The organism is Streptomyces sp. HUAS MG56 (genome assembly GCF_058673395.1).
The window spans coordinates 4834781-4860800 of record NZ_CM178722.1 but is presented as its reverse complement, the minus strand read 5'-3'; the positions used below and the strand labels follow the sequence as shown (position 1 = coordinate 4860800).

General features: G+C 71.9%; 23 protein-coding genes and 1 tRNA gene. 15 read left to right on the top strand and 9 right to left on the bottom strand.

What is annotated here, in order from left to right:
- Positions 1 to 117: 117 nt before the first annotated feature.
- Positions 118 to 191 (top strand) — tRNA-Ala (locus tag AC4OXY_RS22955).
- 133 nt (positions 192 to 324) lie between these two features.
- Here AC4OXY_RS22955 and AC4OXY_RS22950 read toward each other — a convergent pair.
- A complete protein-coding gene (locus AC4OXY_RS22950) occupies positions 325 to 801 on the bottom strand; it encodes a GNAT family N-acetyltransferase (protein ID WP_362821420.1) in 477 nt (158 codons plus the stop codon).
- An 83-nt stretch (positions 802 to 884) separates the two neighbouring features.
- Between AC4OXY_RS22950 and AC4OXY_RS22945 the strand changes: the two genes are divergently transcribed.
- A complete protein-coding gene (locus AC4OXY_RS22945; RefSeq protein WP_491994533.1) occupies positions 885 to 1688 on the top strand; it encodes an exodeoxyribonuclease III in 804 nt (267 codons plus the stop codon).
- Positions 1689 to 1732: 44 nt separating this feature from the next.
- Here AC4OXY_RS22945 and AC4OXY_RS22940 read toward each other — a convergent pair whose 3' ends face one another.
- Positions 1733 to 2368: a MerR family transcriptional regulator gene (locus AC4OXY_RS22940; protein ID WP_356027307.1), complete on the bottom strand. Its 636-nt coding sequence runs from the start codon at positions 2366 to 2368 to the stop codon at positions 1733 to 1735.
- Positions 2369 to 2557: 189 nt separating this feature from the next.
- Here AC4OXY_RS22940 and AC4OXY_RS22935 point away from each other — a divergent pair, with 189 nt between their 5' ends.
- The 4 genes from AC4OXY_RS22935 (at position 2558) to AC4OXY_RS22920 (ending at position 6217) form a co-directional block, all read left to right on the top strand.
- The gene (locus AC4OXY_RS22935) at positions 2558 to 4099 is read left to right on the top strand and encodes a flavin-containing monooxygenase (protein ID WP_491994532.1); all 1542 of its coding nucleotides are present in this window, start codon (positions 2558 to 2560) and stop codon (positions 4097 to 4099) included.
- Entirely contained in the window at positions 4096 to 5031 is a 936-nt protein-coding gene (locus AC4OXY_RS22930) for an alpha/beta fold hydrolase (protein ID WP_362821421.1), read from the top strand. Before AC4OXY_RS22935 ends, AC4OXY_RS22930 begins: the two co-directional genes overlap by 4 nt.
- Complete coding sequence (locus AC4OXY_RS22925; protein WP_491994531.1) at positions 5028 to 5912, top strand: SDR family oxidoreductase; 885 nt, start codon at positions 5028 to 5030, stop codon at positions 5910 to 5912. The genes AC4OXY_RS22930 and AC4OXY_RS22925 overlap by 4 nt, the downstream gene beginning before the upstream one ends.
- A gap of 98 nt (positions 5913 to 6010) precedes the next feature.
- Complete coding sequence (locus AC4OXY_RS22920; RefSeq protein ID WP_071374731.1) at positions 6011 to 6217, top strand: hypothetical protein; 207 nt, start codon at positions 6011 to 6013, stop codon at positions 6215 to 6217.
- A 69-nt stretch (positions 6218 to 6286) separates the two neighbouring features.
- On the opposite strand, the gene AC4OXY_RS22915 is transcribed toward AC4OXY_RS22920, so the two are convergent.
- A complete protein-coding gene (locus AC4OXY_RS22915) occupies positions 6287 to 9676 on the bottom strand; it encodes a S41 family peptidase (protein ID WP_491994530.1) in 3390 nt (1129 codons plus the stop codon).
- 179 nt (positions 9677 to 9855) lie between these two features.
- Between AC4OXY_RS22915 and AC4OXY_RS22910 the strand changes: the two genes are divergently transcribed.
- From AC4OXY_RS22910 to AC4OXY_RS22890, 5 genes are all read left to right on the top strand, one after another.
- Complete coding sequence (locus tag AC4OXY_RS22910) at positions 9856 to 10464, top strand: TetR/AcrR family transcriptional regulator (protein ID WP_491994529.1); 609 nt, start codon at positions 9856 to 9858, stop codon at positions 10462 to 10464.
- A 103-nt stretch (positions 10465 to 10567) separates the two neighbouring features.
- The gene (locus AC4OXY_RS22905; protein ID WP_491994528.1) at positions 10568 to 12793 is read left to right on the top strand and encodes an MMPL family transporter; all 2226 of its coding nucleotides are present in this window, start codon (positions 10568 to 10570) and stop codon (positions 12791 to 12793) included.
- 148 nt (positions 12794 to 12941) lie between these two features.
- A complete protein-coding gene (locus AC4OXY_RS22900) occupies positions 12942 to 13454 on the top strand; it encodes a YbaK/EbsC family protein (protein ID WP_356027058.1) in 513 nt (170 codons plus the stop codon).
- A 545-nt stretch (positions 13455 to 13999) separates the two neighbouring features.
- On the top strand, positions 14000 to 14887 hold the full coding sequence (locus AC4OXY_RS22895; protein WP_491994527.1) for an NAD(P)-dependent oxidoreductase: 888 nt from the start codon (positions 14000 to 14002) through the stop codon (positions 14885 to 14887).
- A gap of 84 nt (positions 14888 to 14971) precedes the next feature.
- Positions 14972 to 15247, top strand: a complete 276-nt coding sequence (locus AC4OXY_RS22890) for a DUF1876 domain-containing protein (protein WP_491994526.1) — start codon at positions 14972 to 14974, stop codon at positions 15245 to 15247.
- Between the two features lie 26 nt (positions 15248 to 15273).
- On the opposite strand, the gene AC4OXY_RS22885 is transcribed toward AC4OXY_RS22890, so the two are convergent.
- The 3 genes from AC4OXY_RS22885 to AC4OXY_RS22875 form a co-directional block, all read right to left on the bottom strand.
- Complete coding sequence (locus tag AC4OXY_RS22885; protein WP_491994630.1) at positions 15274 to 16443, bottom strand: serine hydrolase domain-containing protein; 1170 nt, start codon at positions 16441 to 16443, stop codon at positions 15274 to 15276.
- Between the two features lie 89 nt (positions 16444 to 16532).
- Positions 16533 to 16979, bottom strand: a complete 447-nt coding sequence (locus AC4OXY_RS22880) for an organic hydroperoxide resistance protein (protein ID WP_356027065.1) — start codon at positions 16977 to 16979, stop codon at positions 16533 to 16535.
- A gap of 106 nt (positions 16980 to 17085) precedes the next feature.
- On the bottom strand, positions 17086 to 17580 hold the full coding sequence (locus tag AC4OXY_RS22875) for a MarR family winged helix-turn-helix transcriptional regulator (protein WP_491994525.1): 495 nt from the start codon (positions 17578 to 17580) through the stop codon (positions 17086 to 17088).
- Between the two features lie 135 nt (positions 17581 to 17715).
- Here AC4OXY_RS22875 and AC4OXY_RS22870 point away from each other — a divergent pair, with 135 nt between their 5' ends.
- Positions 17716 to 18060, top strand: coding sequence for an SsgA family sporulation/cell division regulator (locus AC4OXY_RS22870; protein WP_356027070.1), 345 nt, complete (start codon positions 17716 to 17718; stop codon positions 18058 to 18060).
- Here the strand turns inward: AC4OXY_RS22870 and AC4OXY_RS22865 are convergent, their stop codons facing one another.
- The 3 genes from AC4OXY_RS22865 to AC4OXY_RS22855 form a co-directional block, all read right to left on the bottom strand.
- Positions 18061 to 19731, bottom strand: a complete 1671-nt coding sequence (locus AC4OXY_RS22865) for a penicillin-binding transpeptidase domain-containing protein (protein ID WP_376287344.1) — start codon at positions 19729 to 19731, stop codon at positions 18061 to 18063.
- Between the two features lie 98 nt (positions 19732 to 19829).
- Positions 19830 to 21446: a penicillin-binding transpeptidase domain-containing protein gene (locus AC4OXY_RS22860; RefSeq protein WP_356027074.1), complete on the bottom strand. Its 1617-nt coding sequence runs from the start codon at positions 21444 to 21446 to the stop codon at positions 19830 to 19832.
- A 135-nt stretch (positions 21447 to 21581) separates the two neighbouring features.
- Positions 21582 to 23330 carry a dolichyl-phosphate-mannose--protein mannosyltransferase gene (locus AC4OXY_RS22855; RefSeq protein ID WP_356027077.1) on the bottom strand — a complete coding sequence of 583 codons (1749 nt, stop codon included), beginning with the start codon at positions 23328 to 23330 and terminating at the stop codon, positions 21582 to 21584.
- A gap of 111 nt (positions 23331 to 23441) precedes the next feature.
- On the opposite strand from AC4OXY_RS22855, the gene rsmI reads away from it, so the two are divergent.
- The 3 genes from rsmI to AC4OXY_RS22840 all read left to right on the top strand — a co-directional run bounded on the left by rsmI (position 23442) and on the right by AC4OXY_RS22840 (position 25911).
- Positions 23442 to 24290, top strand: coding sequence for a 16S rRNA (cytidine(1402)-2'-O)-methyltransferase (rsmI, locus tag AC4OXY_RS22850; protein ID WP_356027078.1), 849 nt, complete (start codon positions 23442 to 23444; stop codon positions 24288 to 24290).
- A gap of 258 nt (positions 24291 to 24548) precedes the next feature.
- Complete coding sequence (locus tag AC4OXY_RS22845) at positions 24549 to 24968, top strand: hypothetical protein (RefSeq protein ID WP_356027080.1); 420 nt, start codon at positions 24549 to 24551, stop codon at positions 24966 to 24968.
- A 46-nt stretch (positions 24969 to 25014) separates the two neighbouring features.
- Entirely contained in the window at positions 25015 to 25911 is an 897-nt protein-coding gene (locus AC4OXY_RS22840) for a TatD family hydrolase (protein ID WP_491994524.1), read from the top strand.
- Positions 25912 to 26020 lie beyond the last annotated feature (109 nt).

The window sequence follows — 26020 nt, the reverse complement described above, 5'->3', positions numbered from 1 at the left end:
CACGCCCCTCCGGCGCGCTCCCCGTCGCGCGCCCCCTCCGGAGACCCCCGCCGTGACCAGTCACGGAACGGATTTCCAAGCACCCCGACGGGGATGCTAGAGTTTCACTCGTTGCAAGGGCCTGTGGCGCAGTCCGGTAGCGCACCTCGTTCGCATCGAGGGGGCCAGGGGTTCAAATCCCCTCAGGTCCACGCAGCATGAAGCCCCTGTCGGCGGTAGTCGACAGGGGCTTCATCGTATGTCCGGGCGCGGTGTCGGACCGCGTTCAGGCCTGCCGGGGCTCAAGCGGGCCTGGTGTGATCCGAGTTACCGGCTCAGGGCCGCTCAGAGCTTCTTCGCGAAGCAGAGGCTCTCCTCGTGGAAGCGGTAGTAGCCGAACTTGGCGCACGGCTCGTAGCCGCTCGACGTGTACAGGGCGACGGCCTCCGGCTGCTTGCTGCCCGTCTCCAGCACCATGCGGATCCGGCCGGCGGTGCGGGCGTCCTTCTCCAGGGCCGCGAGCATGCGGCGCGCGAGGCCCCGGCCGCGCATCTGCGCGACCACGTACATGCGCTTGAGTTCGGCGTCGCCGTTCTCGTTGCCCTCGTCGTTGAGGTCCTGGCTGCGCCAGCCGCCGGTCGCGACGGGGCGGTCGAGCTCGTCGTACGCGATCAGGTAGGCGCCGCGCGGCGGGTCGAAGTCCGTGGTGTCGAGAGCCGTGGCGTCGCCGTCGCCGCCGTAGCGCAGCTGGTACTCGGCCTGTACCTCGTCGTTGAGCGTGACGGCGTCGGGGTGATCGAAACGGACGCGGCGTATATTCATGCTGGGCATCGTACTTCTATGCAGGACGGTGTTCGTCGGACGGTGTGGACGGGCTCCGACCAGTGTGCCGGTATCGTGCCCTGGTGCTGACTGTGACCTCGGTGAACGTGAACGGGCTGCGGGCCGCCGCCAAGAAGGGCTTCGTGGAGTGGCTCGCCCGGACGGAGGCGGACGTCGTCTGTCTCCAGGAGGTGCGTGCCGAGCCGCACCAGCTGCCCGAGGAGGTCCGGGAGCCCGACGGCTGGCACGTCGTGCACGCCCCGGCCGCCGCCAAGGGGCGTGCGGGCGTCTCCCTCTACACGCGGCGGGAGCCGGACCGCGTCCGGGTCGGCTTCGGTTCGGACGAGTTCGACGGCAGCGGCCGCTACGTCGAGGCCGACCTGCCCGGTGTGACGGTCGTCTCCCTGTATCTGCCCTCCGGCGAGGTCGGCACCGAGCGGCAGGACGAGAAGGTGCGCTTCATGGACGAGTTCCTCGTCCACATCAAGGAGCTGCGCGCGCGGGCCGCCGCCGACGGGCGCGAGGTCGTCGTCTGCGGCGACTGGAACATCGCCCATCAGCAGGCCGACCTCAAGAACTGGCGCGGCAACACCAAGAACTCCGGCTTCCTGCCCGAGGAGCGGGAGTGGCTCGGCCGGGTGCTCGCCGCCGAGGAGGGCGGTTACGTCGACGTCGTGCGCGCCCTGCACCCCGATGTCGAGGGGCCGTACACCTGGTGGTCGTACCGCGGGCGGGCCTTCGACAACGACTCGGGGTGGCGCATCGACTACCACGTCGCCACGCCCGGGCTCGCCGGCAAGGCCGTCAAGGGGGTCGTGGAGCGCGCGGCCACGCATGCCGAGCGGTGGTCGGACCACGCGCCGGTGACCGTCGTCTACGACCTGTAGGCGCGGCCCCGCCCGCTGGGCCCGTCCGTCGGCGGCAGGCGGGCTCAGATGGCGCGTTCGCCGGATTTCTTGGTCAGGCGGCGGTCGAGGGCCAGGGAGAGTTCCGCCTCCACCACGCTGCGGGCCAGGGGGCGCAGGCGGTGGAGGTCCTCCTCGGGGGCGTGGCGCAGGATCAGGTCGGAGAAGAGTTCAGCCAGGGCGTCGGCGTGTTCGCGGACGCGGGTGGCGGCCGCGAGGACCTCGCCGAGCGGGATGCCCTCGCGGACCAGGGCGGAGGAGACGTCCAGCAGGCGGCGGCTGATGTGGACGATCTCGTCGCCGTCGGTGCCGAGGTAGCCCAGCGCCATGGCCGCGGCGAGGTTCTCGGGGGTGACCTCGCCCTCGAAGCGGGCGGCGAGTTCCTCGGGCGTGAGCCGGACCGGCTCCTCCTCGGTGGGGGTGCCGACGCCGAGCAGGTCGGCGACGTCGCGGCCCTGGTCGAGGGCCTCCGCGAGTTCCGCGATGCCGTTCAGCGTGTGGCCGCGCTCCAGCATGGCGGCGATCGTGCGCAGGCGCGCGAGGTGGTGGTCGTCGTACCAGGCGATACGGCCCTCGCGCCGGGGCGGCGGGATCAGCTTGCGCTCCCGGTAGAAGCGCAGGGTGCGCACGGTGATCCCGGCGAGCCGGGCCAGCTCCTCCATGCGGTACTCGCGCCGTTCCCGCGGCCTTGTCCCCGAGTGTTCTGCGTCCTCTGCCACGTCCGCAGCCTATGTTGTACCGCCGGTAACTTTCGTGCCCCCGCCCCCTACCGCTCGGTACGGAGCTGCTCTACAGTCCCATTGTGCCAGTGTTCACTGGCAGGGTCGAAGGCGATGCGTGGAGGCTTCGGGATGGCCGAGCACGAGCATGTACGGGTGGCGGTGATCGGGTCCGGGTTCGGCGGGCTGGGGGCCGCCGTGCGGCTGCGCCGCGAGGGGATCACCGACTTCGTCGTCCTGGAGCGGGCCGACAGCGTCGGCGGCACCTGGCGGGACAACAGTTACCCCGGGTGCGCCTGTGACGTACCCTCCCACCTCTACTCCTTCTCCTTCGCGCCCAACCCGGACTGGCCGCGTACCTTCTCGGGGCAGCAGCACATCCGTGCCTACCTGGAGCACGTCACCGACCTTTTCGGACTGCGCCCGCACCTTCGCCTCGACTGCGAGGTCAAGCTGATGACCTGGGACACCGAGAACCTGCGGTGGACCATCGAGACCACGCGCGGCTCGCTGACCGCCGACGTCGTCGTCTCCGCCACCGGACCGCTGTCCGACCCGAAGATCCCCGGGATCCCGGGCCTGGAGTCCTTCCCCGGCAAGGTGTTCCACTCCGCCCGCTGGGACCACGACTACGACCTGCGCGGCAAGCGCGTCGCGGTGGTCGGCACCGGGGCCTCCGCGATCCAGATCGTGCCCACGATCCAGCCGCAGGTCGGCCGGCTGACCCTCTTCCAGCGCACGCCGCCGTGGGTGATGCCCCGGGTGGACCGCGCCATCAGCGGCGTCGAGCGCGGACTGCACCGGCTGCTCCCGTTCACGACCCAGGTGCGGCGCGGACTGCTGTGGGGCATCCGGGAGCTTCAGGTCCAGGCGTTCACCAAGCACCCCGACGAACTCGGCCTGGTCGAACAGCTCGCCAAGCGCAACATGGCCCGCGCGATCAAGGACCCGGCCCTGCGCGCCAAGCTCACGCCCGACTACCGCATCGGCTGCAAGCGGATCCTGCTGTCCAGCGCGTACTACCCGGCGCTGGCCAGGCCGAACGTGGACGTCGTCGCCAGCGGGCTCGGCGAGATCCGCGGATCGACGCTCGTGGCGGCCGACGGCACCGAGGCCGAGGCCGACGCGATCGTCTTCGGGACGGGCTTCCACGTCACGGACATGCCGATCGCCGAGCGGGTGGTCGGCGCGGCGGGCGACACGCTCGCGGACTCCTGGAAGAACGGCATGCGGGCGCTGCGCGGTGCCACCGCCGCCGGGTTCCCGAACTTCATGACGATCATCGGGCCCAACACCGGCCTCGGTAACTCCTCCATGATCCTCATGATCGAGTCCCAGCTGAACTACATGGCCGACTATCTGCGCCAGCTCGACGTCCTCGGCGGCCGCACCGCCCTGGACGCCCGGCCCGCCGCCGTCGAGTCCTGGAACCACCGGGTCCAGGAGCGCATGAAGCGGACGGTGTGGAACACCGGCGGCTGCACCAGCTGGTACCTGGACGCGAGCGGCCGCAACACCACGATCTGGCCCGGCACGACGTCCGAGTTCCGCAGCGCGACCCGGCGCGTGGACCTGGCGGAGTACGAGGTCGTCCGGAACGCCGACGGCAAGCCGGCCGGTACGGCCGTGCGGCGGACGCCGGCCGCCGTCGTGGAGAGCGAGGGCGCCGCATGAGCCGGACCGCCCCCGCGCCCGCCCCTGTCACCGGCGGCCGCTACGCCCCGCCCGCCCCCGCCCACGAACTCACCGTCGTCTCCGCCGACGGCGCGCCCCTGCACGTCGAGGTGCACGGCCCCGAGAACGCGCCCCCGATCGTCCTCTCTCACGGCTGGACCTGCTCGACCGCCTTCTGGGCGGCGCAGATACGGGACCTGGCGAGGGACCACCGGGTGATCGCGTACGACCAGAGGGGGCACGGGCGCAGCCCCGCGAGCCCCGCGTGCACCACCCGGGCGCTGGCGGACGATCTTGAAGCCGTGCTCGCACGGACGCTCGCACGCGGGGAGAAGGCCCTGATCGTCGGCCACTCCATGGGCGGCATGACGGTCATGGCCGCGGCCACGCGCCCCCGCTTCCAGGAGCACGCCGCCGCCGTCCTGCTGTGCAGCACGGGCAGTTCGCGGCTGGTCGCGGAGTCGCGCGTGGTGCCGATGCGCGCCGGGGGCGTGCGCACCTGGATCACCGGGCACATCCTGGGCTCGCGCGCTCCCCTCGGGCCGGTCACGCCGGTTGCGAAGAGCGTCCTCAAGTACGCCACCATGGGCGCCGGTTCCGCCCCGCACATGGTGGAGGCGTGCGCCCGGATCGTGCACGCCTGCCCGCGCGCCGTACGCCATGCGTGGGCCGGGGTGCTGGCGGCGCTCGATCTCGACCACGGCGTACGGGAGTTGCACACGCCCACCGCGATCGTGCACGGCGCGTCCGACCGGCTCACGCCTGCGGTGCACGCCCGCGCGCTGGCCGCCGCACTGCCGGAATGCGTCGGTCTCACCGAGCTGACCGGCGTCGGGCACATGACCCCGATCGAGGCCCCCGACCTGGTGATCGGCAGGATCCGGGAGCTCGTCACCACGTATGTCACGGCGCAGATCAAGGAGGGCGCATGAGCAGGGTCAGCCTCGAAGGGCAGGTCGCGGTCGTCACGGGGGCGGCGCGCGGCGTCGGTGAGCTGCTGGCGCGCAAGCTCTCGGCACGCGGCGCGAAGGTCGCGCTGGTCGGGCTGGAGGAGGAGGCGCTCAAGGAGGTCTCCGGGCGGCTGCACAGCGACAGCGCGTACTGGTACGCCGACGTCACCGACCACGAGGCGATGGGCCGGGTCGCGCGGGAGGTGAAGGAGCGGTTCGGGAAGGTGGACATCGTGGTCGTCAACGCCGGTGTGGCGACGGGCGGTCCGTTCATCGACTCCGATCCGCAGGCCTGGCGGCGGGTGATCGAGGTCAACCTGATCGGTTCGGCGGTGACCGCGCGCGCGTTCCTGCCGGTGCTGGTCGAGAGCAGGGGCTATCTGCTCCAGATCGCCTCGCTCGCCGCGATCACGCCCGCGCCGATGATGACGGCGTACTGCGCCTCCAAGTCGGGCGTGGAGGCGTATGCGCACAGTCTGCGCGCCGAGGTCGGCTACCAGGGCGTGCGCGTCGGCGTCGGCTACCTGTCGTGGACGGACACCGACATGGTGCGCGGTGCCGACCAGGACGACGTGATGCGGGAGTTGCGCCAGCGGCTGCCGTGGCCGTCGAACAAGACGTACCCGCTGGGCCCCGCCGTGGACCGGATCGTGGAGGGCATCGAGCGGCGCTCGGCGCACGTGTACGGACAGTGGTGGCTGCGCGGCATGCAGGGGGTGCGCGGATATCTGCCGGCGCTCATCGGGACCGTGGGGCAGCGCGAGATGAAGCGGTTCGCGCCCCGGTTGCAGGGGATGAGCTCGGGGCTCGTGGGCGCGGGCGGCGCGGCCGACGACGCGGCGCGGGCTACGCACCGTAACTGATCCACATGCGTTGCCCGGTCCGCCGTGTGAGTCTGGTCGAGGCCCCAGCGGGGCCGTTCCCCCGATTTCCCTCTCACTCACCACAGGAGTGAACCCTCATGGGTATGAAGGACCAGTCCCGGAACAAGGCCGGCGAACCGAAGCAGCGGGCGAAGGGCAAGGGCGACCAGGCCCGTCAGCAGGCCGGGCAGCGCGGTAAGCAGCAGGCGCCGCCCGAGCGGGGACTCAAGCACGAGAACATGCGTGACATCGAGGACTCGGACCAGGAGATGAAGGACCGGTTCGACCGGGACTACGACGCGTAGCCGCTGCGCTCGGCTTCGGCCGGCTGTTCGGCGCGGGGCACCCTCCTTCTGGAGGGTGCCCCGCGCTCCTTATTGACGGCCCCCTTGCCGACTGTTCCTCGGCGGCAGTTTCGGGCGGGAGCGGTTCGGGACGTCGCTGTAGTCCGGGGGGATGGCCGCGGGGGTGGTGGTCAGGAGGTCCAGGGCGAGTTGGATCGCGTCGTCCATCTGGGCGTGGCGGCCCTCGGCCCAGTCCAGGGGGGTGCGCATGATCTCCAGGTCGGGGGCGACGCCGTGGTTCTCCACGGACCAGCCGTAGGCGTCGAACCAGGCCGCGTTCATCGGGACCGTGATGACCGTGCCGTCGCCCAGCCGGTGGCGGCCGGTCATGCCGACCACGCCGCCCCAGGTGCGCTGGCCGACCACCGGGCCGAGCCTGAGCAGCTTGAAGGCGGCCGTGATCATGTCGCCGTCCGAGGAGGTCGCCTCGTCGGCGAGGGCCACCACCGGACCCCGTGGCGCGTTCGAGGTGTACGACACCGGCTGGGCGTCCCGGGTCAGGTCCCAGCCCAGGATCGTCCGGGTCAGCTTCTCGATGACGAGTTCGCTGATGTGCCCGCCCGCGTTGCCCCGCACGTCCACGATCAGCGCGGGCCGGGACACCTCCATGCGCAGGTCGCGGTTGAACTGGGCCCAGCCGGAGCCGCCCATGTCGGGGATGTGCAGATAGCCGCACTTGCCGCCGCTCAACTCCCGTACGACGCCGCGGCGTTTGGCGACCCAGTCCTGGTAGCGCAGGGGGCGGTCGTCGACGAGCGGGACGACCGCGACCCGCCGGGCCCGGTCCGCGCCCCCTTCCGCGGGCACGAACGTCAGCTCCACGGTTGTTCCGCCGGCGCCGGCGAGGAGCGGATACGGCCCGGTCACCGGGTCGACCGGGCGGCCGTCGACATGGGTGAGCACGGCGCCCTCGCGGATGCCCGTGCCGGCCAGCGGCGAGCGGGCCCGGGAGTCGGAGGAGTCGCCGGGCAGGATCCGCCTGAGGGCCCAGCCGGCTTCCCGGCGGACGAAGTTGGCGCCGAGCAGGCCCTGCCGGCGCTGGTAGTGCGGCGGGCCCTCGTTGCGGCGGGCGGCGGTGACGTACGCGTGCGAGGTGCCCAGTTCGCCGAGGACCTCGCGCAGGAGGTCCGCGAACTCGTCGGGGGAGGCGACGCGTTCGACCAGCGGGCGGTACTGGTCGAGCACCGCGTCCCAGTCGATGCCGCACATGCCCGGGTCCCAGAAGTAGCCGCGGATGATGCGCCCCGCCTCCTCGTAGGCCTGGCGCCACTCGGCGGGCGGGTCGACCTCGTGCAGGATGCGGCGCAGGTCGATCCACACGGTCGTGTCGCCGTCGCCCGGTTCCGTGGACGGGACCGCGCGCAGCTCGCCCTCGTCCACGACGACCAGGCGGGTGGCGTCGCCGCTCACCGCGAACCAGTCCAGATGGTCGACCAGTTCGGACTTCTTGGCCTTGGTGATGTTGAAGTACTCCAGCGTCGGACGGCCGCTGGTGTCGGCCGGGTTGGCGAAGGTCTCGCCGAGCGCGCCGGAGATCGGCCAGCGCAGCCAGACCAGGCCGCCGCCCGCGACCGGGTGCAGCGCGGAGTACTTGGAGGCGATGACCGGGAACGGCGTGACCCTGTTCTCCAGGCCCTCCACCTCCACCGTCACCGTGCCGGCCTCGCCCGTCTCCTCGTCCTCGACCGGGTCGAGCCCGCCCGCGGCCGGGCGGCCCTCGGGGTTCAGCGCGAAGGGGGAGGGGGTCGCCGAGCTCAGCGGGACGAGGTACGGCCGGCAGCCGAGCGGGAAGGAGAGGTCGCCGGTGTGGACGTCGTACACCGGGTCGAAGCCGCGCCAGGAGAGGAAGGCGAGGTAGCGGCCGTCGCGGGTGAAGACGGGGTTCTCGTCCTCGAAGCGGCCGTTGGTGACGTCCACGATGTGCCGGTCCTTGATCCGGGCCAGCTTGATCTCGCGCAGGGAGCGGCCGATGCCCGGGTGGGACCAGGCGAGCCAGGCGCCGTCGGGGGAGAAGGCGAGGTCGCGGACGGGGCCGTTGACGGAGCGGATCAGCTCGGTCACCTGGCCGGCCGTGCCCCCCGGCACCTCGGCCCGCGCGCTCTCCCCGGCCTCCTCGCCCTCCTCGGGCCCCTCTGCTTGCGCGGAGCCCTCGGCGGCGGCCCGCGCGGCCGGGGTCTCCGCGGCCTCGCCGCCCTCCCCCTCCCCCGTGTCGAGCAGCAGCAGCCGCCCGTCGTGCGAGGCGATGGCGAGCCGTTCGCCGAGCGGGTCGCAGACCATCTCCAGGACCCGGCCGAGCGCGCCGGAGGCCAGCCGGTGCGGGGCGCGGTCGCCGGACGCGCGGGGCAGCTGGGCGATCTCGACGGCGTCCTCGCCGTCGGCGTCGGTGACGTACGCGACCTTGCCGGTCGTGCCCAGCATCTCCGGCAGCCGTACCCGGACGCCGGGCGTGTCGGCGATGGTGCGGGCCGGGCCGTCGCGGTGGGTGAGCCAGTACAGGCTGCCGCGGACGACGACGGCGCCGGCCCGGCCGGTCTCGTCCACGGAGATGCCGTCGACGTTCTGCGCGGCGGGCACCTGATAGCGGCGGCGGCCGGTGGCGGGCCCGGCGAGGCGGACGTCCAGCTTGTGCGGCACGGCGTTCGGGGAGAAGTCGTCCACGAGCCACAGGTCGCCCGCGCACTGGTAGACCACCCGGGTGCCGTCGCCCGCGGCGTGCCGGGCGTAGTAGGCGTCGTGGTCGGTGTGGCGGCGCAGGTCGGTGCCGTCGTACGCGCAGGAGTAGAGGTTGCCGACGCCCTCGTGGTCGGAGAGGAAGGCGACGCGGCCGGCGACGAACATGGGGCAGGCCAGATGGCCGCCGATGTCGGGCACGAGCTGCTCGCCGTGCAGCCACAGGCGGCCCATGGCGCCGCCGCGGTAGCGCTTCCAGGAGGCCGGTTCGTGCGGCGGGGTGCCGGTGAGCAGCAGGGTCCGGTGTTCGCCGTCGACGTCGGCGACCTGGATGTCGGTGACCGGCCCCCAGGGCAGCCGCGCGCCGGGGTCGCCGTCGGTGGGGACCTTGTAGGCCCAGGTGAAGTAGGAGAAGGGCTGGTCGTGCGAGGCGACCGCGAGGATGTCGCTCTCCCCGTTCTCGGGGGGCGTCCAGCCGCAGACCCGGGTGTCGGAGCTGCCCCAGTACGTCAGCTGCCGCGCGGGACCGCCGTCGACGCCGACGAGATGGATCTCGGGGTCGAGGCTGCGCCAGGTCGTGTAGGCGATGCGGCGGCCGTCGGGCGAGAAACGCGGGTGGCCGGTCTTGGTACGGTCGGCCGTGAGGCGCCAGGCGCGGCCCGGCGCGTCGAGGGGGGCCAGCCAGAGGTCGTCCTCGGCCACGAAGCACAGCAGGTCGCCGCTGAGGTGGGGAAGGCGCAGATAGCTCACCTCCCTATGCTTTTCCGGGCAAACGGCACGGGCAACTCGTACGCGGGAGACCGGCGCCGGTTTATGGAAAGCCAACAAGCGTGACCCAACCCACGTACGAAACGGTTTCGTTTCGCTCGCTCTCAGGGTATGTTCATGGAGTACGAAACAGGAGGCTCCGGAGCGGAAGGGTGAGTGGCATGACCGAGGTCGTCGCAACAGGGCGCCGCAGTCGGATCACGCCCGAGCGGGAGGCCGAGTTGTACGAGGCCGTGCTCGACCTGCTCCGCGAAGTCGGCTACGACGCCCTCACCATGGACGCCGTCGCCGCCCGTACCAAGTCCAGCAAGGCGACGCTCTACCGCCAGTGGGGCGGCAAGGCCGAGCTGGTGGCGAAGGCGGTGCGGCACACCAAGCCGGGCGGCATGGGCCTCGACGAGATCGACACGGGATCGCTCAAGGGCGACCTGCGCGCTCTCACCCTGCGTTCGGACGACTGCGAGATGGAGCAGAACTCCGCGCTGATGCGGGGCCTGGCCATGGCGGTGCACAGCAATCCGGATCTCCTGCGGGCGTTCCGGGATCATCTGATCGAGCCCGAGATGGCGTCGTTCCGCCGCGTGGTGCAGCGGGCCGTCGACCGGGGCGAGGTCCGAGCGGACAACCCGGCGGTCGAGTTCATGATGCACATGATGCTCGGAGGGTTCGCCGCCCGCACCATGATCGACGAGCTGCCGCCGACGCAGGCCTTCCTGATGTCGTACATCGACGCCGTGGTCCTCCCCGCCCTCGGCGTTCCCACCGACTGATCTCTCTCCCCAGCAAGCCCACCTTCTGACGTCACCGCTCACGTCGTCGGGCTGACCACCCCTGCCCTGATCAACCCCACGACCTGACCGGGAGTACGCCTCCGTGGCCACATTCCTGTACAAACTGGGCCGTCTCGCCTTCCGGCGACGGCACTTCGTCGCCCTCATATGGGTGGCGCTGCTGACCCTCGCCGGGGTCGGCGCCGCCTCCGCGCCGCCTGCCGGCAGCACGTCCTTCTCCATCCCCGGCACCGAGGCGCAGAAGGCTTTCGACCTGCTCGAACAGCGCTTCCCCGGGATGAGCGCCGACGGCGCCACCGCGCGGGTCGTCTTCAAGGCGCCGGCCGGCGAGAAGATGACCGACAAGCTCAACAGGGCGGCCGTCGAGAAGACCGTCAAGGAGCTGGGCAGCGGTTCCGAGGTCGTCTCCGTCGCCGACCCGTACGCCGGGCACGCCGTCAGCCGGAACGGCTCGATCGCCTACGCCTCGGTGAAGTACAAGGTCTCCGGGATGGAGCTCAAGGACTCCTCCAAGAACGCCCTGAAGGAAGCCGCGCAGCACGCACGCGACGCCGGGCTGACCGTCGAGGTCGGCGGTGACGCGCTCACCGCGACCCCGGAGACCGGCTCCAGCGAGGTCATCGGCATCGCGATCGCCGCCGTCGTCCTCGTCATCACCTTCGGCTCGCTGCTCGCGGCCGGATTCCCGCTGCTGACCGCGCTCATCGGCGTCGGCATCGGCGTCTCCACGATCACCGCGCTCGCCAGCGCCCTGGACCTGGGCTCCACGACCTCCACCCTGGCGTCGATGATCGGCCTGGCCGTCGGCATCGACTACGCCCTGTTCATCGTCTCCCGCTACCGCGCCGAACTGGCCGAGGGCCGCGAGCGCGAGGAAGCGGCCGGCCGCGCCGTCGGCACGGCGGGCTCGGCGGTGGTCTTCGCGGGCCTGACCGTCGTCATCGCCCTGGTCGGCCTGTCGGTCGTCAACATCCCGATGCTCACCAAGATGGGCATCGCGGCCGCCGGCACCGTCGCCATCGCCGTCCTCATCGCGCTGACGATGATCCCGGCGCTGCTCGGCTACGCCGGCCGCAGGGTCAAGCCCGCCGGCGAGAAGAGCAAGCTGCTCGGCGGCGGCCGTGCGCCCAGGAAGCCGGGCCGGCCCAACATGGGCACCCGCTGGGCGAGCTTCGTCGTACGCCGCCCGGTCGCCGTCCTCCTCCTCGGTGTGATCGGCCTCGGCGCGGCGGCGGTCCCGGCCGCCTCCCTCGAACTCGGCCTCCCGGACGACGGTTCCCAGCCGACCTCCACCACCCAGCGCCGCGCCTACGACCTGCTCTCCGAGGGCTTCGGGCCGGGCTTCAACGGCCCGCTGATGGTCGTCGTCGACGCCAAGGGCAGCCAGGACGCGAAGGCCGCCTTCACCAAGGTCGGCGACGATATCAAGGGCCTGAAGGACGTCGTCACGGTCACCCCGGCCGTGCCCAACAAGGCTGGTGACACCGCGACCATCACCGTCGTCCCCGGATCCAAGCCGTCCTCGAAGACGACCGAGGACCTGGTGCACGCCATCCGCGACAAGGGCGCGGAGGTCGCGCGGCAGACCGACTCCAAGATCCTGGTCACGGGCTCGACGGCGATGAACATCGACGTCTCGCAGAAGCTGAACGACGCGCTGCTGCCGTACCTGGCGCTGGTCGTCGGGCTGGCCTTCCTCCTGCTGATCGTGGTCTTCCGCTCCGTCCTCGTCCCGCTGAAGGCGGCCCTCGGCTTCCTGCTCAGCGTGACGGCGGCGCTCGGCGCCGTGGTCGCGGTCTTCCAGTGGGGCTGGCTGTCCGGCCTGTTCGACGTCTCCGAGACCGGCCCGGTCATGTCGATGATGCCGATCTTCATGGTGGGCGTCGTCTTCGGTCTCGCCATGGACTACGAGGTCTTCCTCGTGACCCGGATGCGCGAGGCGTACGTCCACGGCGAGAAGCCGACCCAGGCCGTGGTCACCGGCTTCCGGCACGGGGCGCGGGTCGTGACCGCCGCCGCGGTCATCATGATGGCGGTCTTCTCCGGCTTCATCGGCTCCAGCGAGTCGATGATCAAGATGATCGGCTTCGGCCTCGCGATCGCCGTCTTCTTCGACGCGTTCATCGTCCGCATGGCGATCGTCCCGGCGGTGCTCGCCCTGCTCGGCAAGCGGGCCTGGTGGCTGCCCAAGTGGCTCGACCGCGCCCTGCCGAACGTCGACGTCGAGGGCGAGGGCCTGCGCACACAGTCCTCCACGGACGGCAAGGACACCGACCCGGACGGGGAGCGGGAGCTGGTACGCGCGTGACGTACCGCTCGTAGTCCGCAGGGACTACGAGGACCAGCCGGTGAGGGTGCCCGTGGGGACGGGGCTGCACCCTCACCGGCTGCTTTTGTTCCGGTGGCAGCTGAAAACGCCGTGAGCACGGCCGGAACGATGCCGTAGCGTGCCCCGCATGACGACGACCGCCACCGGCACCGGCGAGTCCGGTGCCCACCCCCGGTTCGCCGAAGCGATGCGTGCGCGCGGGCTGGAGGACGTCCTCGCGCGGACCCGGCGCTTCCCGGAGGCCACCCGGACCGCCGCCGAGGCCGCCGCCGCGATCGGGTGCGGGCTGAACCGGATCTGCAAGTCGCTGGTCTTCGCCGCCGACGGCGTCCCGGTGCTCGTCCTGATGGACGGCGCCTCGCGCGTGGACCTGGAGCGCGTGCGCGAGGAACTGGGGGCGGGCGAGGTCACCCGGGCCGACGCCGGTGTCGTGCGCGAGACCACCGGGTACGCCATCGGCGGCGTCCCGCCCTTCGGACACCGCACGCGCACGCGTGTCCTCGCCGACCGCTTGCTGCTCGCGCACGACGAGGTGTGGGCGGCGGCGGGCACGCCGTACGCCGTCTTCCCGGTCGAGCCGCAGGCGCTGGTGGCGCACGCCGGTGCGGCCGTGGTGGACGTGCGCGAGCAGATCACGTGACAGCGGACATCAGGTGGCGGTGAGAGTCCCGGTGACGCGCGTCAGCGTGGCCGGGGCGGTGCCGGACAGGTTGGTGAACAGGTTCGCCGTGACCGTCCCGCCCGCGGAGACGGTCCACAGGTCGGGTGTGCCGTCACCGTTGGCGTCGGCGGCCTGCAGGTCCAGTGCGGCTCCGGTGTTCCACCCGGTGGCGACCGTCCAGTTGTTCCAGTCCGCGCTGCCGTTGTCGTGGTGGTGCGCCCGGGGCGGGGTCTGTGTGACGAGGACGAGCCCATGAAGTCGTCGGCTTTCCGAGGGGGCCGACCGGCCCCGAATGGAGTCAAGTTACGGTATGCGTCACGGGAGTTCGCAGGGTCCCTACGGACTGTCCGACCAGGTCGCGCCCGGACTCTCGCAGCTGCGTGCCGACCCGTGCTGCTTCCGGAGCAGCAGGCGTGAACCGCCGTACGCGTGCGTGCGTGTGTCCGTCCGCGCCGCGAAGATGGCCGGGGACCACGTGGCCGGGGACCATGCGACAGCAGCCGGACGACGACAGGGAGCCGTCAATGACCGACAAGCCGACCGTGAGCGTGCTGGGCACCGGCATCATGGGGGCCGCCATGGCCCGCAATCTGTGCCGGGCGGGGCTGGACGTGCGGGTCTGGAACCGGACGCGCGAGAAAGCCGAACCGCTCGCCGCCGACGGCGCCCGCGTCGCCGCCACGCCCGCCGAGGCCGTGGCGGGCGCCGACGTCGTCCTGACGATGCTCTACGACGGCCGGACGGTCCTGGACACCCTGCGCGCGGCCGCCCCGGCGCTGCGCCCCGGCACGGTGTGGGCGCAGTGCACCACCGCCGGGGTCGACCTGGTCACCGACCTGGCGGGCTTCGCCCGCGAGCACGGGCTGGTCTTCTACGACGCTCCCGTCCTCGGCACCCGCCAGCCCGCCGAGGCCGGTCAGCTGACCGTGCTGGCCGCCGGGCCCCAGGAGGGGCGGGTCACGGTCACGCCGGTCTTCGACGCGGTCGGCGCGAAGACCGTGTGGACCGGGGACGACGGCGCCTCGGGCAGCGCCAGCCGGCTGAAGCTGGTGGCCAACAGCTGGGTCCTCGCCGCCACGGCCGCGACCGGTGAGGTGCTCGCCCTCGCCCGGGCCCTCGGCGTGGATCCGCAGGGCTTCTTCGACCTCATCGAGGGCGGCCCGCTCGACATGGGCTATCTGCGCGCCAAGGCCGCGCTGGTGCTCGACGGCAAGCTGTCACCGGCGTCGTTCGCCGTGGCCACCGCCGAGAAGGACGCCCGGCTGATCGTGCAGGCCGGTGAGCGCGGCGGCGTACGCCTCGACGTCGCCGCCGCGACCGCCGAGCGGTTCGCCCGCGCCGCCGCCCAGGGCCACGCCGACGAGGACATGGCCGCCGCGTACTTCGCCAGCTTCGACGAGAAGGGCGCGTAGCCGAGAAGGGCGCGCAGGCGCCGACATGACGGCCGGGGGTGCCAGGGCGCACCCTGGAAGCAGCGGTCTTCGGAGGTGGTCGTCATGTTGCAAACCGTTGTCGGATGGCATGTCGAGATGGAGTTCGTGGAGGACGATCTGCACACGCGCGCGGTGGCCATGGTGCGCTTGCCCGACGGCTCGGAGATGCGCGCGCACGGCCGGGCCAGCAGGCACACCGTCGACGCCAACCAGCCCAGGGTCGGCGAGGAGATCGCGGGTGCGCGCGCCCTCAACGAACTGGCCATGCAACTGCTCACCAAGGCCCACGAGGAGATCGACGCGGCGTCCGGACGGACCTCGCACCCGATCAACGTGTGACACCGGGCGGGCCCGGCGGGCGCGCGTTACGCGAGCGCCGTGCGCAGCGCCCGTACCAGCGCCTGCGCGCGCGGGTCCGCCGTCACGCTCTTGTGGAAGCCGTTGGTGACGTAGCCGAAGGAGACTGCGGTCTCCGGGTCGGCGAACGCGAGGGCGCCGCCGCGGCCCGGGTGGCCGAAGGAACCGGGGGTGAGGAGCGGGGACGCGCTGCCGTGCAGCATGTGGCCGAGGCCGAACCGGGTGCCCACCACCAGGACCCGGTCCGGTCCGGCCGACCGCTCGGTGCGCGCCAGTTCCGTCGTCTGCGGGGTGAACAGGCGCGTGCCGCCGTCCACGTCGCCGATGAGGGACGCGTAGACGCGGGCCAGCCCGTCGGCGGTGGCGATGCCGTTGGAGGCGGGCAGGGCGGCCGCGCGGTAGGCGGGGTCGTTCTCGTCGGGGAGCGGGGTGATGGCGGCGAACGCCCGCCGGGTCAGCGAGTCGGGATCGGCGTAGGCCTCGGCCACCGCGCGCTTGGGGCGCGTCTTCAGCGTGCCCGCGGTCTCCGGCGCCTGGACCGGTCCGACGCGGCCCACGCGCGCGTGCTCCGATTCCGGCAGCCCGAGCCAGAGATCCGCGCCGACGGGTCCGGTGATCTCGTCCGCGATCCAGTCGCCGACCGGGCGCCCGGTGACCCGCCGGACCAGCTCGCCGGTGAGCCAGCTGTAGGTCTGGGCGTGATAGCCGTGGTCCGTGCCCGGCTCCCACACCGGCGTCTGAGCGGCGACCGCGGCGGCGCCCAGGTCGGGGTCGGCGGCCTCGGCGGGGGTCAGCGGGCGGTCCAGCACGGGTATGCCCGCGCGGTGGGCCAGCAGATGCCGGACGAGGGTGTGCTCCTTGCCGGCGGCCTTGTACTCGGGCCAGTACGTGCCGACCGGGGCGTCCAGGTCCAGTTCGCCGCGCTGGTGCAGGAGCAGCAGCGCGGCGGCGGCGACGCCCTTGGTCGCCGAGCGGACGATCTGCGCCGTGCCGCGCTCCCAGGGAGCCCCGTCGGCACTGCCGTCGACGTCCTTCGCGCCCGCCCACAGGTCGACGACCTTGTGCCCGTCGCGGTACACGGCCACCGCCGCGCCGCGCTCCCCGAGCAGCGCGAAGTTCGCGGCGAACGCCTGCTTGACCGGCTCGAAGCCCTCGGCCACTGTGCCGTGCACGTCCACGCCCACGTCTGTCGTCCCTTCCCGCACTGTCCCGTCGCCTGCGACAGTGCGTGCAACGTCGCCCGCGGGCCTGCGATTCCTCGGCGGGATCAGCCCAGCAGAATCGTTACGTCGATGTTGCCACGCGTCGCGTTGGAGTACGGGCAGACCTCGTGCGCCGCGTCCACCAGCTGGGCCGCCAGGTCGGCGTCCAGGACCGGAAGGGAGACGCTGAGGGCCACGGCGAGGCCGTAGCCGCGCTGCTTGTTCGGGCCGATGCCGACCTTCGCGGCGACCGTGGAGCCGGTCAGGTCGTAGCCCGCACGGTTGCCGACCAGGATCAGCGCGTTGTGGAAGCAGGAGCTGTAACCGGCCGCGAACAGCTGCTCCGGGTTGGTGCCGTCGCCGTCGCCGCCCAGCTGCGGGGGCATCGCGACCTTCAGCGCGAGCCGGCCGTCCTGGCTGGTGACATGGCCGTCCCGGCCGCCGTGGGCGGTGGCTTCGGCGACGTACATGATCTTCGTCGGACGTGTGTCGACGGCGGAGTCCTCGGTCATGGCCGGCCTTCCCCGGAATGAGTGGTGCACAGATACATCGTGCACAAGGTACTGGCCGGTAGGTCGGTGTGTGCCGTCAGGGTGGGCGACCGCGGGTAAGGCGGGATCAGCGCGCTCGGTGCCGGTCGGCCGCCGTGGCGGCGCGCTCGGCGAGGTCCCGCAACTCCACGCGCAACCGCGCCACGTCCTCGGCGCCGAGCCCCGTCGTGGTGAGGAGCGCGCCGGGGACCCGCGCCGCGCGCTCCCTGAGTTCCTCCGCGCGCCCGGTGCACGCGACGAGCACCGAGCGCTCGTCGTCCGCCGCGCGCTCCCTGCGCACCAGACCCGCCGCCTCCAGCCGCTTCAGCAACGGCGAGACGGTCCCGTAGTCCAGGCGCAGGGCGCGCGCCAGTTCCTTCACGCTGGTCTCGCCGCGCTCCCAGAGCACCAGCAGCACCAGGTACTGGGGGTAGGTGAGCCCGAGGTCGTCCAGAAGTGGACGGTATGCGGCGGTCACGGCGCGCTGTGCGGCGTACAGCGCGAAGCAGAGCTGGTCGTCCAGCAGCAGCGACCCGGCGGCCTCTTTGTCGTCTCGGTCGTCTTGAGGCGTCACGCGCCCCATTCTCGCGGACGTGTGTCGCCGGTCGGCGTGAACAGTCGGTCGCCTCCGGGGGCATAAATCGGAAAATATGGCACATTGGAGACAAAGCGGATGCGGGACTTCCGTGAAGGTGACTCAGTGTGAAAGGGCAGTCCGATGTCTGTGGTCGAACAGTACGCGCGCGTCCACATCGTCACGGAAGAGGACGAGGAGGATCCGGAGGCCGTACCGGTGCTGCTGCGGTACGACCCCGACAGTGATCCACGCTCGGTGCGGATCGACCTGCCCGGTACCCACGAGTGGACCTTCTCGCGCTCCCTGCTGGAGCAGGGACTGCGGACGCCGGCCGGGAGCGGCGACGTACGCGTGTGGCCGTGCGGCCGCGTGCAGGCCGTCGTGGAGTTCCATTCCGACAACGGTGTCGAGGTCGTCCAGTTCGAGTCGAAGGCGCTGCTCAGGTTCCTGCGGCGCACCTACACCGCGGAACCCGTAGGGACCTGATCAGCCGCCCGTCTTCAGCAGCGTTGCCACGATCGGCCCGGCCGTGTCGCCGCCGTGGCCGCCCGCCTGGACCACCCCCGCCGCCGCGAGGTCGCCCTTGTAGGCCGTGAACCAGCCGTTCGGCTTCTTCTGGCCGTCGACCTCGGCGGAGCCCGTCTTGGCGCCGTAGTCCCCGCTCATGCCCGCCATCGCCTTGGCGGCCGTGCCGTAGTCCGCCGTGAACTTCATGACGTCCTTCAGCTGGGACTGGGTCTTCGCCGACATCGTGCGCGCGGCCTTCGCCAGCGTGCGGTGGTCCACCGAGGGCGCGACCAGGTACGGCTGGTGGAAGGAGCCCGACTCGACCGTCGCCGCCACCGACGCCATGTTCAGCGGGTTCATCCGCACCGCGCCCTGGCCGATCAGCGAGGCGCCCATCTGCGCGCCGCTCTGTACCGGCACGGAGCCGTCGAACGACGGGACACCGATGGCCCAGTTGTCCATGCCGAGGCCGTAGACCTGCTGGGCCTCCTTCGTCAGGTCGTCGTTCGACAGCTTCGGCGCGAAGTCGATGAAGGCGTTGTTGCAGGAGGCCCCGAAGCTCTGCCTGAACGTGCCCTTCTTGATCTCGGAGTTGTCGTCGTTGTGGAACGTCCAGCCGGCGACCTTGTACGTCTTGGGGCAGGGGTGGGAGGCGTCCGGGGTGATGAGGTTCTTCTCGAACAGCATCGTCGACGTCACGATCTTCATCGTGGAGCCGGGCGCGAGGGAGCCCTGGAAGCCGACGTTGAAGCCGTGTCCGCTGTTGGCGACCGCGAGGATCTCGCCCGTGGACGGCCGCACGAGCACCACCGAGGCCTGCTTCTGCTTGCCCACCTGCTGCTCGGCGGCCGCCTGGAGCGTGGGGTTCAGCGTCGTCTGCACCGTGCCCGGTGTGCCCTGGCTCAGCGCGACGAGCGTCTTGTCGGACAGCTCGGCCTTCTGCGACGCCTTGCCGCGCACCACGCGCAGCTCGATGCCCGCCTTGCCGCCCGCGGTCTTGCCGTACTTCGCGCGCAGCCCGTCCAGCACCGGGCCCAGGGAGGGGTACTTGGCGGCCGTCAGCTCGCCGCCGTCGCGGTCCAGCGCCTTGACGGGCGGGGTGCCCGACGCGCCGGTGACGAGGGTGTCGCCGTCCTCCAGGTCCGGCTGGACGACGGAGGAGTGCCAGTCGACCAGCGGCGTGCCGTCGCTCGCCCGGCGCACCACGGTGAGCGAACTGCCGTACGTCAGCGGCTTGCTGAGCTTGTCGTACGTCACCGTCGCCTTGACGGAGAAGGGCACCTTCGCGCCCGTGGCCGTGCCCGGGGTGAGGGTGACGCCCGTCAGGTGGGCGTCCTTGGCGACGCCGGTGAGCAGCGCGGTGGCGGCCGAGGCGTCGTTCGTGGCGCCGGCCGCGTCGGCGACCTTGCCCTGCTGCCAGGCCGACAGGAAGCGGGTGGCGGCCGCGTGGACCTCGGCGGCGCTGAGCGGACCGGTCTTGACGGCCTTGTGGTCGGCCGAGGCGGACGTGCGCTCGTCGGCCGCCGCGCCGCCGTCCGCCACCGCGTAGACGGCGAATCCGGCGCCGGCGGCGACCACGGCGATCACCCCGCCGAGCACCGCCGGCCTCGTCGTCCTCCGTCGCTCGGCGACGCGCCTTCTGTTGCCCACAGCCTCAGTTCCTCCGTGCGTTCCCCAGGGTCCCCGCCACCCCTTCACTCTCCCCAACGACGGCAATCACCTTAAAGTCCCCACCTTTGAGGGTGACGTCAGTCGGCATTTCGTAGCACGGTTGCGACAATCGGGCCGGCCGCGTCAATGCCGTGCCCGCCGTCCTGGGTCATCGCGGCGGCGGCGACGTCGCCCCGGTAACCGGTGAACCAGCTGTTGGACTTCGCCTGTCCGTCGACCTCCGCCGAGCCGGTCTTGGCGCCGATGTCACCGCCGAGCCCGGCCATGACGCCGGCCGCCGTGCCGCTGTGCGCGGTGCGGCTCATCATGGCGCGCAGCTGCTGGACCGTGCTGGGCGACAGCCCACGCGCGCGTGCCGGTTCACGGCCGTCCAGGGAGAGCGGCACGACGACCGGCTGGCGGAACGTTCCGGTCGCCGCGGTGGCCGTCACGGAGGCCATGTTCAGGGGGTTCATCTGGACCTGGCCCTGGCCGATCAGGCCGGCCGCCGTGTCCGGGCCGCCGGAGGCGGGGACCCGGCCGTCGAAGGACGGCACGCCCACCTTCCAGTCGCCGCCGAGGCCGAAGCACTGCTCGGCCTCCTGGGTGAGCGAGTCCACCTTCACCGAGTCGGCGAACTTCACGAACGCCGTGTTGCAGGACCGGGCGAAGCTCTCCGCGAGGGTGGCGTGCTCGTCCGGCGCGAGGCCCGTGAGGTTGTGGAAGGTCTGGCTCTGCCAGACGGCCGACGGCGGGCAGGGCGCCGGGCCGTTCGCGGTGGTCAGACCGGAGTCGATGAGGGTCGCGGCGCTGATGATCTTCATCGTGGAGCCGGGCGCGAGGGTGCCGAGGAAGGCCGCGTTGAAGCCGTCCGCGCGGTGGTTGGCGACGGCCAGCACCTCGCCCGTGCTCGGCTTGACCGCCACGACCGACGACTCGGCGTACTTCTGCACGGCCGTCTCGGCCGCCGCCTGGGCGCTCGCGCTGAGCGTCGTGCGCACCCGGCCCGGTCTGCCCTCGGCGAGCGTGAGGAGCGGGGTGCCGGCGTCGTCGCCCGCGTGACGGATCGCCAGCTCCACGCCGGCCGTGCCGCCCGCCCTGTCGCCGTACCGCTCGCGCAACTGGTCCAGAAGGGGACCGAGGGACGGGTACTTCTCCTTCGTCAGCACCGCGCCGTCGCGGTCCACCGCCTCGATCGGCGGGGCCGCCGACTCACCGGTCGTGAGCGTGTCCCCCTGGCGCAGCCGCGGATGGACGACCGACGGCCGCCAGTCGACCAGCGGACGGTGCGAGGTCTCGCCGCGCACGACGGTCAGCGTGCTCCGGTAGGACAGCGGCCGGCTCTTCCCGCCGTAGGACACCGTCGCCTCGACCGTGAACGGCACGCGCGTGCCGGTCGCCGTGCCCGGTGTGACACGCACCTTGCCGATGTGCGCGGCGCCGGCGTAGGCCGTCAGCAACTCCCGGGCGGCCTGCGGATAGTTCGTGTACGACGCCGCCGTCGCCGCGTCGCCCTTCTCCCAGGCGGCGAAGAAGCCCTCGGCGGCCTCCGTTACCTCGGAGCCGCCGGGCGGGCCGGTCTGCACGCCCGCGTGGCCGTTCGTACCCGCGTCGCCGTTCAGTGCGGAGACCATGGTGTAGGCGCCGTAACCGGCTCCGCCCAGCATCACCGCGCACACGGTGCCGATGACGGCACCCTTCACCCCGTTGCGCATCGCGCGCATCCCTTCCCCGTTTCCCCGTGCATGACCGAGCCCTGTTGAACGCGTTCAACAGGGCAGCGGGGGAACTGTAAGCGCTTGTGGGGAAGTTGTGACCGATGTTGTCGAAACCGTGACTCGGGCCGTGGGCTAGACCCACGTATCCAGCCACATCCGCGCCCGCCACTGGTCTATGGGGATCGCGGTGCCCGTGTAGAGCGGCCAGAAGTAGATGAAGTTCCAGATGATCAGCAGCACCAGCACCCCCGCCGCGGACGCGCCGATCACGCGGCGGGTGTCCGAGGAGCCCGGTGGGCCGATGATCGCGCCGAGCAGCATCGCCACCGCCAGACACAGGAACGGCAGGAAGACGACCGCGTAGAAGAGGAAGATCGTCCGCTCCTGGTACATGAACCAGGGCAGCCAGCCGGCCGCGATGCCGCAGGCGACGGCACCGGCCCGCCAGTCGCGGCGGAACGCCCAGCGCCACAGCACGTAGAGGATCGCGAAGCAGGCCGCCCACCACAGCAGCGGTGTGCCGATCGCCAGCACCTCGCGCGCGCACTTCTGGCCCGCGTCCGCCGGGCAGCCGTCCGCGCCGGGGTTCGGGGACTCGTAGAAGTACGACACCGGGCGGCCCAGCACGATCCAGCTCCAGGGGTTGGACTGGTAGGTGTGCGGGGAGGTCAGCCCGACGTGGAACTCGTACACCTCGTGCTCGTAGTGCCACAGACTGCGCAGCCAGTCCGGCAGGAACGTCCAGCTGCCGCCCTTGCCGTCGGTGGCCGCCCAGTTGCGGAAGTAGCCGCCGGTGCCGTCGGACGGGGAGAGGATCCAGCCGAGCCAGGACATCAGGTAGACGGCGATGGCCACCGGAACGGTCGCGACGAAGGCGAGGCCGGTGTCGTACTTGAGAGCTGCGGCATACGGGTGATGGGCACCGGCCGTCTTCCTGGCGCCGACGTCCCACAGGACGGCCATCACACAGAACGCGACCAGGATGTACAGGCCGTTCCACTTGGTGCCGATGGCCAGGCCCAGCATCAGCCCGGTCGCCCAGCGCCAGGGGCGCGGGCCGAAGCGGAACGTGTCGGCCACGCGCGCGTCCGGGCGGACCCGGCCGTCGCGGTCCACGGGCAGGGCCGCGGCCAGCCGCGCCCGCGACCGGTCCCGGTCGAGGACCAGGCAGCCGAACGCGGCCACCACGAAGAACATCAGCACGCCGTCCAGCAGCGACGTCCGGCTCATCACGAAGTGCAGGCCGTCCACCGCCATCAGCGCGCCCGCGAGGCAGCCGAGGAACGTCGAGCGGAAGATCCGGCGCCCGATCCGGCACAGCAGCAGCACGCTCACCGTGCCGAGCAGGGCGGTCATGAACCGCCAGCCGAACGGGTCGAACCCGAAGAGCAGCTCGCCCAGCCCGATCACGTACTTGCCGACCGGCGGATGCACGACGTACGACGCGTCCGTCGGGATCGCGAGATGGCCGTGCGTCTGCAGGACCAGGTCGTTGGCGTTCTTGTCCCAGTTGACCTCGAAGCCGCGGTGGACCAGCGCCCACGCGTCCTTGGCGTAGTACGTCTCGTCGAATATCACCGCGCGCGGGCTGCCCAGGTTCCAGAACCGCATCAGGCCCGCCACCAGCGTCACCAGCAGCGGGCCGAGCCAGGCCGACCACCGGGTGATCCGCCCGGCGAGGACCGGCGGCACGCCGAGCGCCTGCCACAGCCGCGGGCCCGGCTCGGTGTACGGGGGCACCAGACGGTCGCGCACGTCGCCCGACGGCGCGTCCTTCGCCGGTACGTACCCGAATCGGCGCAGCCGCTGCTGCCACGCCGGCCGCCGGTCGTGCGGCGACTGGCCCTGCCGGAGGTCCATGGAGGACGCGGTACTGGTCACCGCGCCATCGTAGGGAACCGTTCTGTGGGAGTCCCGTGCATGTGCGGTACCGGCCGGGGCGCGGCCCGCTTCCCGGGCCGGACTGTCAGTGGTTCCTGGGAGGATGGGGGTGTGACTGGAACCCTTGTCCTCGCAGGTACCCCCATCGGCGACATCGCGGACGCGCCGCCCCGGCTCGCCGAGGAGCTGGCCGGCGCCGACGTGGTCGCCGCCGAGGACACCCGGCGGCTGCGCCGGCTCACCCAGGCGCTCGGCGTCACGCCCAAGGGGCGCGTGGTGTCGTACTTCGAGGGAAACGAGTCCGCCCGCACCCCGGAGCTGGTCGAGGAGCTGCTCGGCGGCGCGCGCGTGCTGCTCGTGACGGACGCCGGGATGCCGTCCGTCTCCGACCCGGGCTACCGGCTCGTCGCGGCGGCCGTCGAGAAGGACATCAAGGTCACCGCCGTGCCCGGCCCGTCCGCCGTGCTCACCGCGCTCGCCCTGTCCGGGCTGCCCGTCGACCGGTTCTGCTTCGAGGGCTTCCTGCCGCGCAAGGCGGGCGAGCGGCTGTCCCGGCTGCGGGAGGTCGCGGACGAGCGCCGCACCCTCGTGTACTTCGAGGCCCCGCACCGGCTCGACGACACCCTCGCCGCCATGGCCGAGGTCTTCGGCGCGGAGCGGCGGGCCGCCGTCTGCCGCGAGCTGACCAAGACGTACGAGGAGGTACGGCGCGGTCCGCTGGCCGAGCTGGCGCGGTGGGCCGCGGAGGGGGTGCGCGGGGAGATCACCGTCGTGGTCGAGGGGGCGCCCGAGGCCGGGCCCGAGGAACTCGACGCGGAGGAGCTGGTGCGGCGCGTGCGGGTGCGGGAGGAGGCCGGGGAACGGCGCAAGGAGGCCATCGCGGCGGTGGCGGTGGAGGCGGGACTGCCGAAGAGGGTCGTTTTCGATGCCGTGGTGGCGGCCAAGCGCTCCGCCGGGTGAGGCGTATCGGAACCCGCCCCCACCTGCGGGAAAACACCCTCTGAGCAGGGGTGTTCTCGGGTGAGCGTGTGGGCCATGGGACGGCAAAAGGCTGTCGCCGATGGCAAAGCGAAAAGGGACCGGACGGGGCGTATTCGGCAAGGAAGCGCCAAATCGCCTCCAACACTCGACAGGCCGGATGCGTTCGGCTCCACGGAAGCGTCCACTGGTCGAAGGGACGCACACGGGTCCCTCGACCAGCGGACCAGAGGAGCTGGCATGAGCGAGATCGCAGGGCAGACCGGCCTCCGCGGTACGGCCACAGCCGTCGTTCACGAGTCGTATTCGTTCGCCTGCATGCGCTGCGGGCACGGCTGGGAGCAGTCGTACGAGATAGAGCACCACAAGGATGCCGACGGGCAGGAGTTCGTGCTGTACGTGGCCGACGGCCGGGTCGTGCCGTCGCCGCTGAGCAGGCCCAGCTGCCACAACTGCGACGGTCACGTCGTGCGGATCATGCGCGCCGGGCAGGTCTCCTCGGTGTGCGGCACCGCGGAGCACCGGCACAGCGTGCCGCAGGCGGGCCCGGTCGAGACCCCCGCGGTGCCCTCCGGGGCCGTGGCGCCCGAGCTGCCCCGGGAACCGCACCACTGGCATCTGTCGGATCTCCTGCACCCGTTCCAGCGCAAGGCGGGCTGAGCGGGCGCCGGCGTCCGGCGGCATGCCCCTTTCGTAGGATCGGGGCATGCCTTCGAACGCCGGCCAGAGCACCAAGGACGACAAGAACAGCGCACCGCCGCTGCCGCCACCCCTCACGGTGCCCGTCGCCGACTCCCACACCCACCTCGACATGCAGTCGGGCACGGTCGAGGAGGGCCTCGCGAAGGCCGCGTCGGTCGGGGTGACGACCGTCGTCCAGGTCGGCTGCGACCTCAAGGGCTCGCGGTGGGCCGCCGAGACCGCGGCCGCGTACGACAGCGTGCACGCCACCGTCGCCCTGCACCCCAACGAGGCCCCGCGCATCGTGCACGGAGACCCCGACGGCTGGTCGCGGCAGGGCGCCCGCGAGCCGGGCGGAGACGCGGCACTGGACGAGGCCCTCGCCGAGATCGACCGGCTGGCCGGGCTGGCGCAGGTCAGGGGCGTCGGCGAGACGGGCCTGGACCACTTCCGCACCGGCCCCGAGGGCAAGGCCGCCCAGGAGCGGTCCTTCCGGGCCCACATCGAGATCGCCAAGCGGCACGGCAAGGCGCTCGTCATCCACGACCGCGACGCGCACGCCGACGTCCTGCGCGTCCTGAAGGAGGAGGGCGCCCCCGAGCGCACCGTCTTCCACTGCTACTCCGGCGACGCCGAGATGGCGGAGATCTGCGCGCGCGAGGGCTACTTCATGTCCTTCGCCGGCAACGTCACCTTCAAGAACGCCCAGAACCTGCGGGACGCCCTCGCCGTCGCCCCGCTGGAACTGGTCCTCGTGGAGACCGACGCGCCCTTCCTGACCCCGGCGCCCTACCGGGGCCGGCCCAACGCTCCGTATCTGATCCCGGTCACCGTGCGTGCCATGGCCGCCGTGCGCGGCCTCGACGAGGACACGCTGGCCACGGCCCTGGCCGCGAACACCGCCCGCGCCTTCGGTTACTGAGCGCACACGGAACACGCGGCACACACGCGCGTACGGGCAACAGTGCGTAGTCGCGTCGCTTTGGAGAGTGACGACCGCTCCGCTAGGTTCTGGGGGCCCGATCCGGACC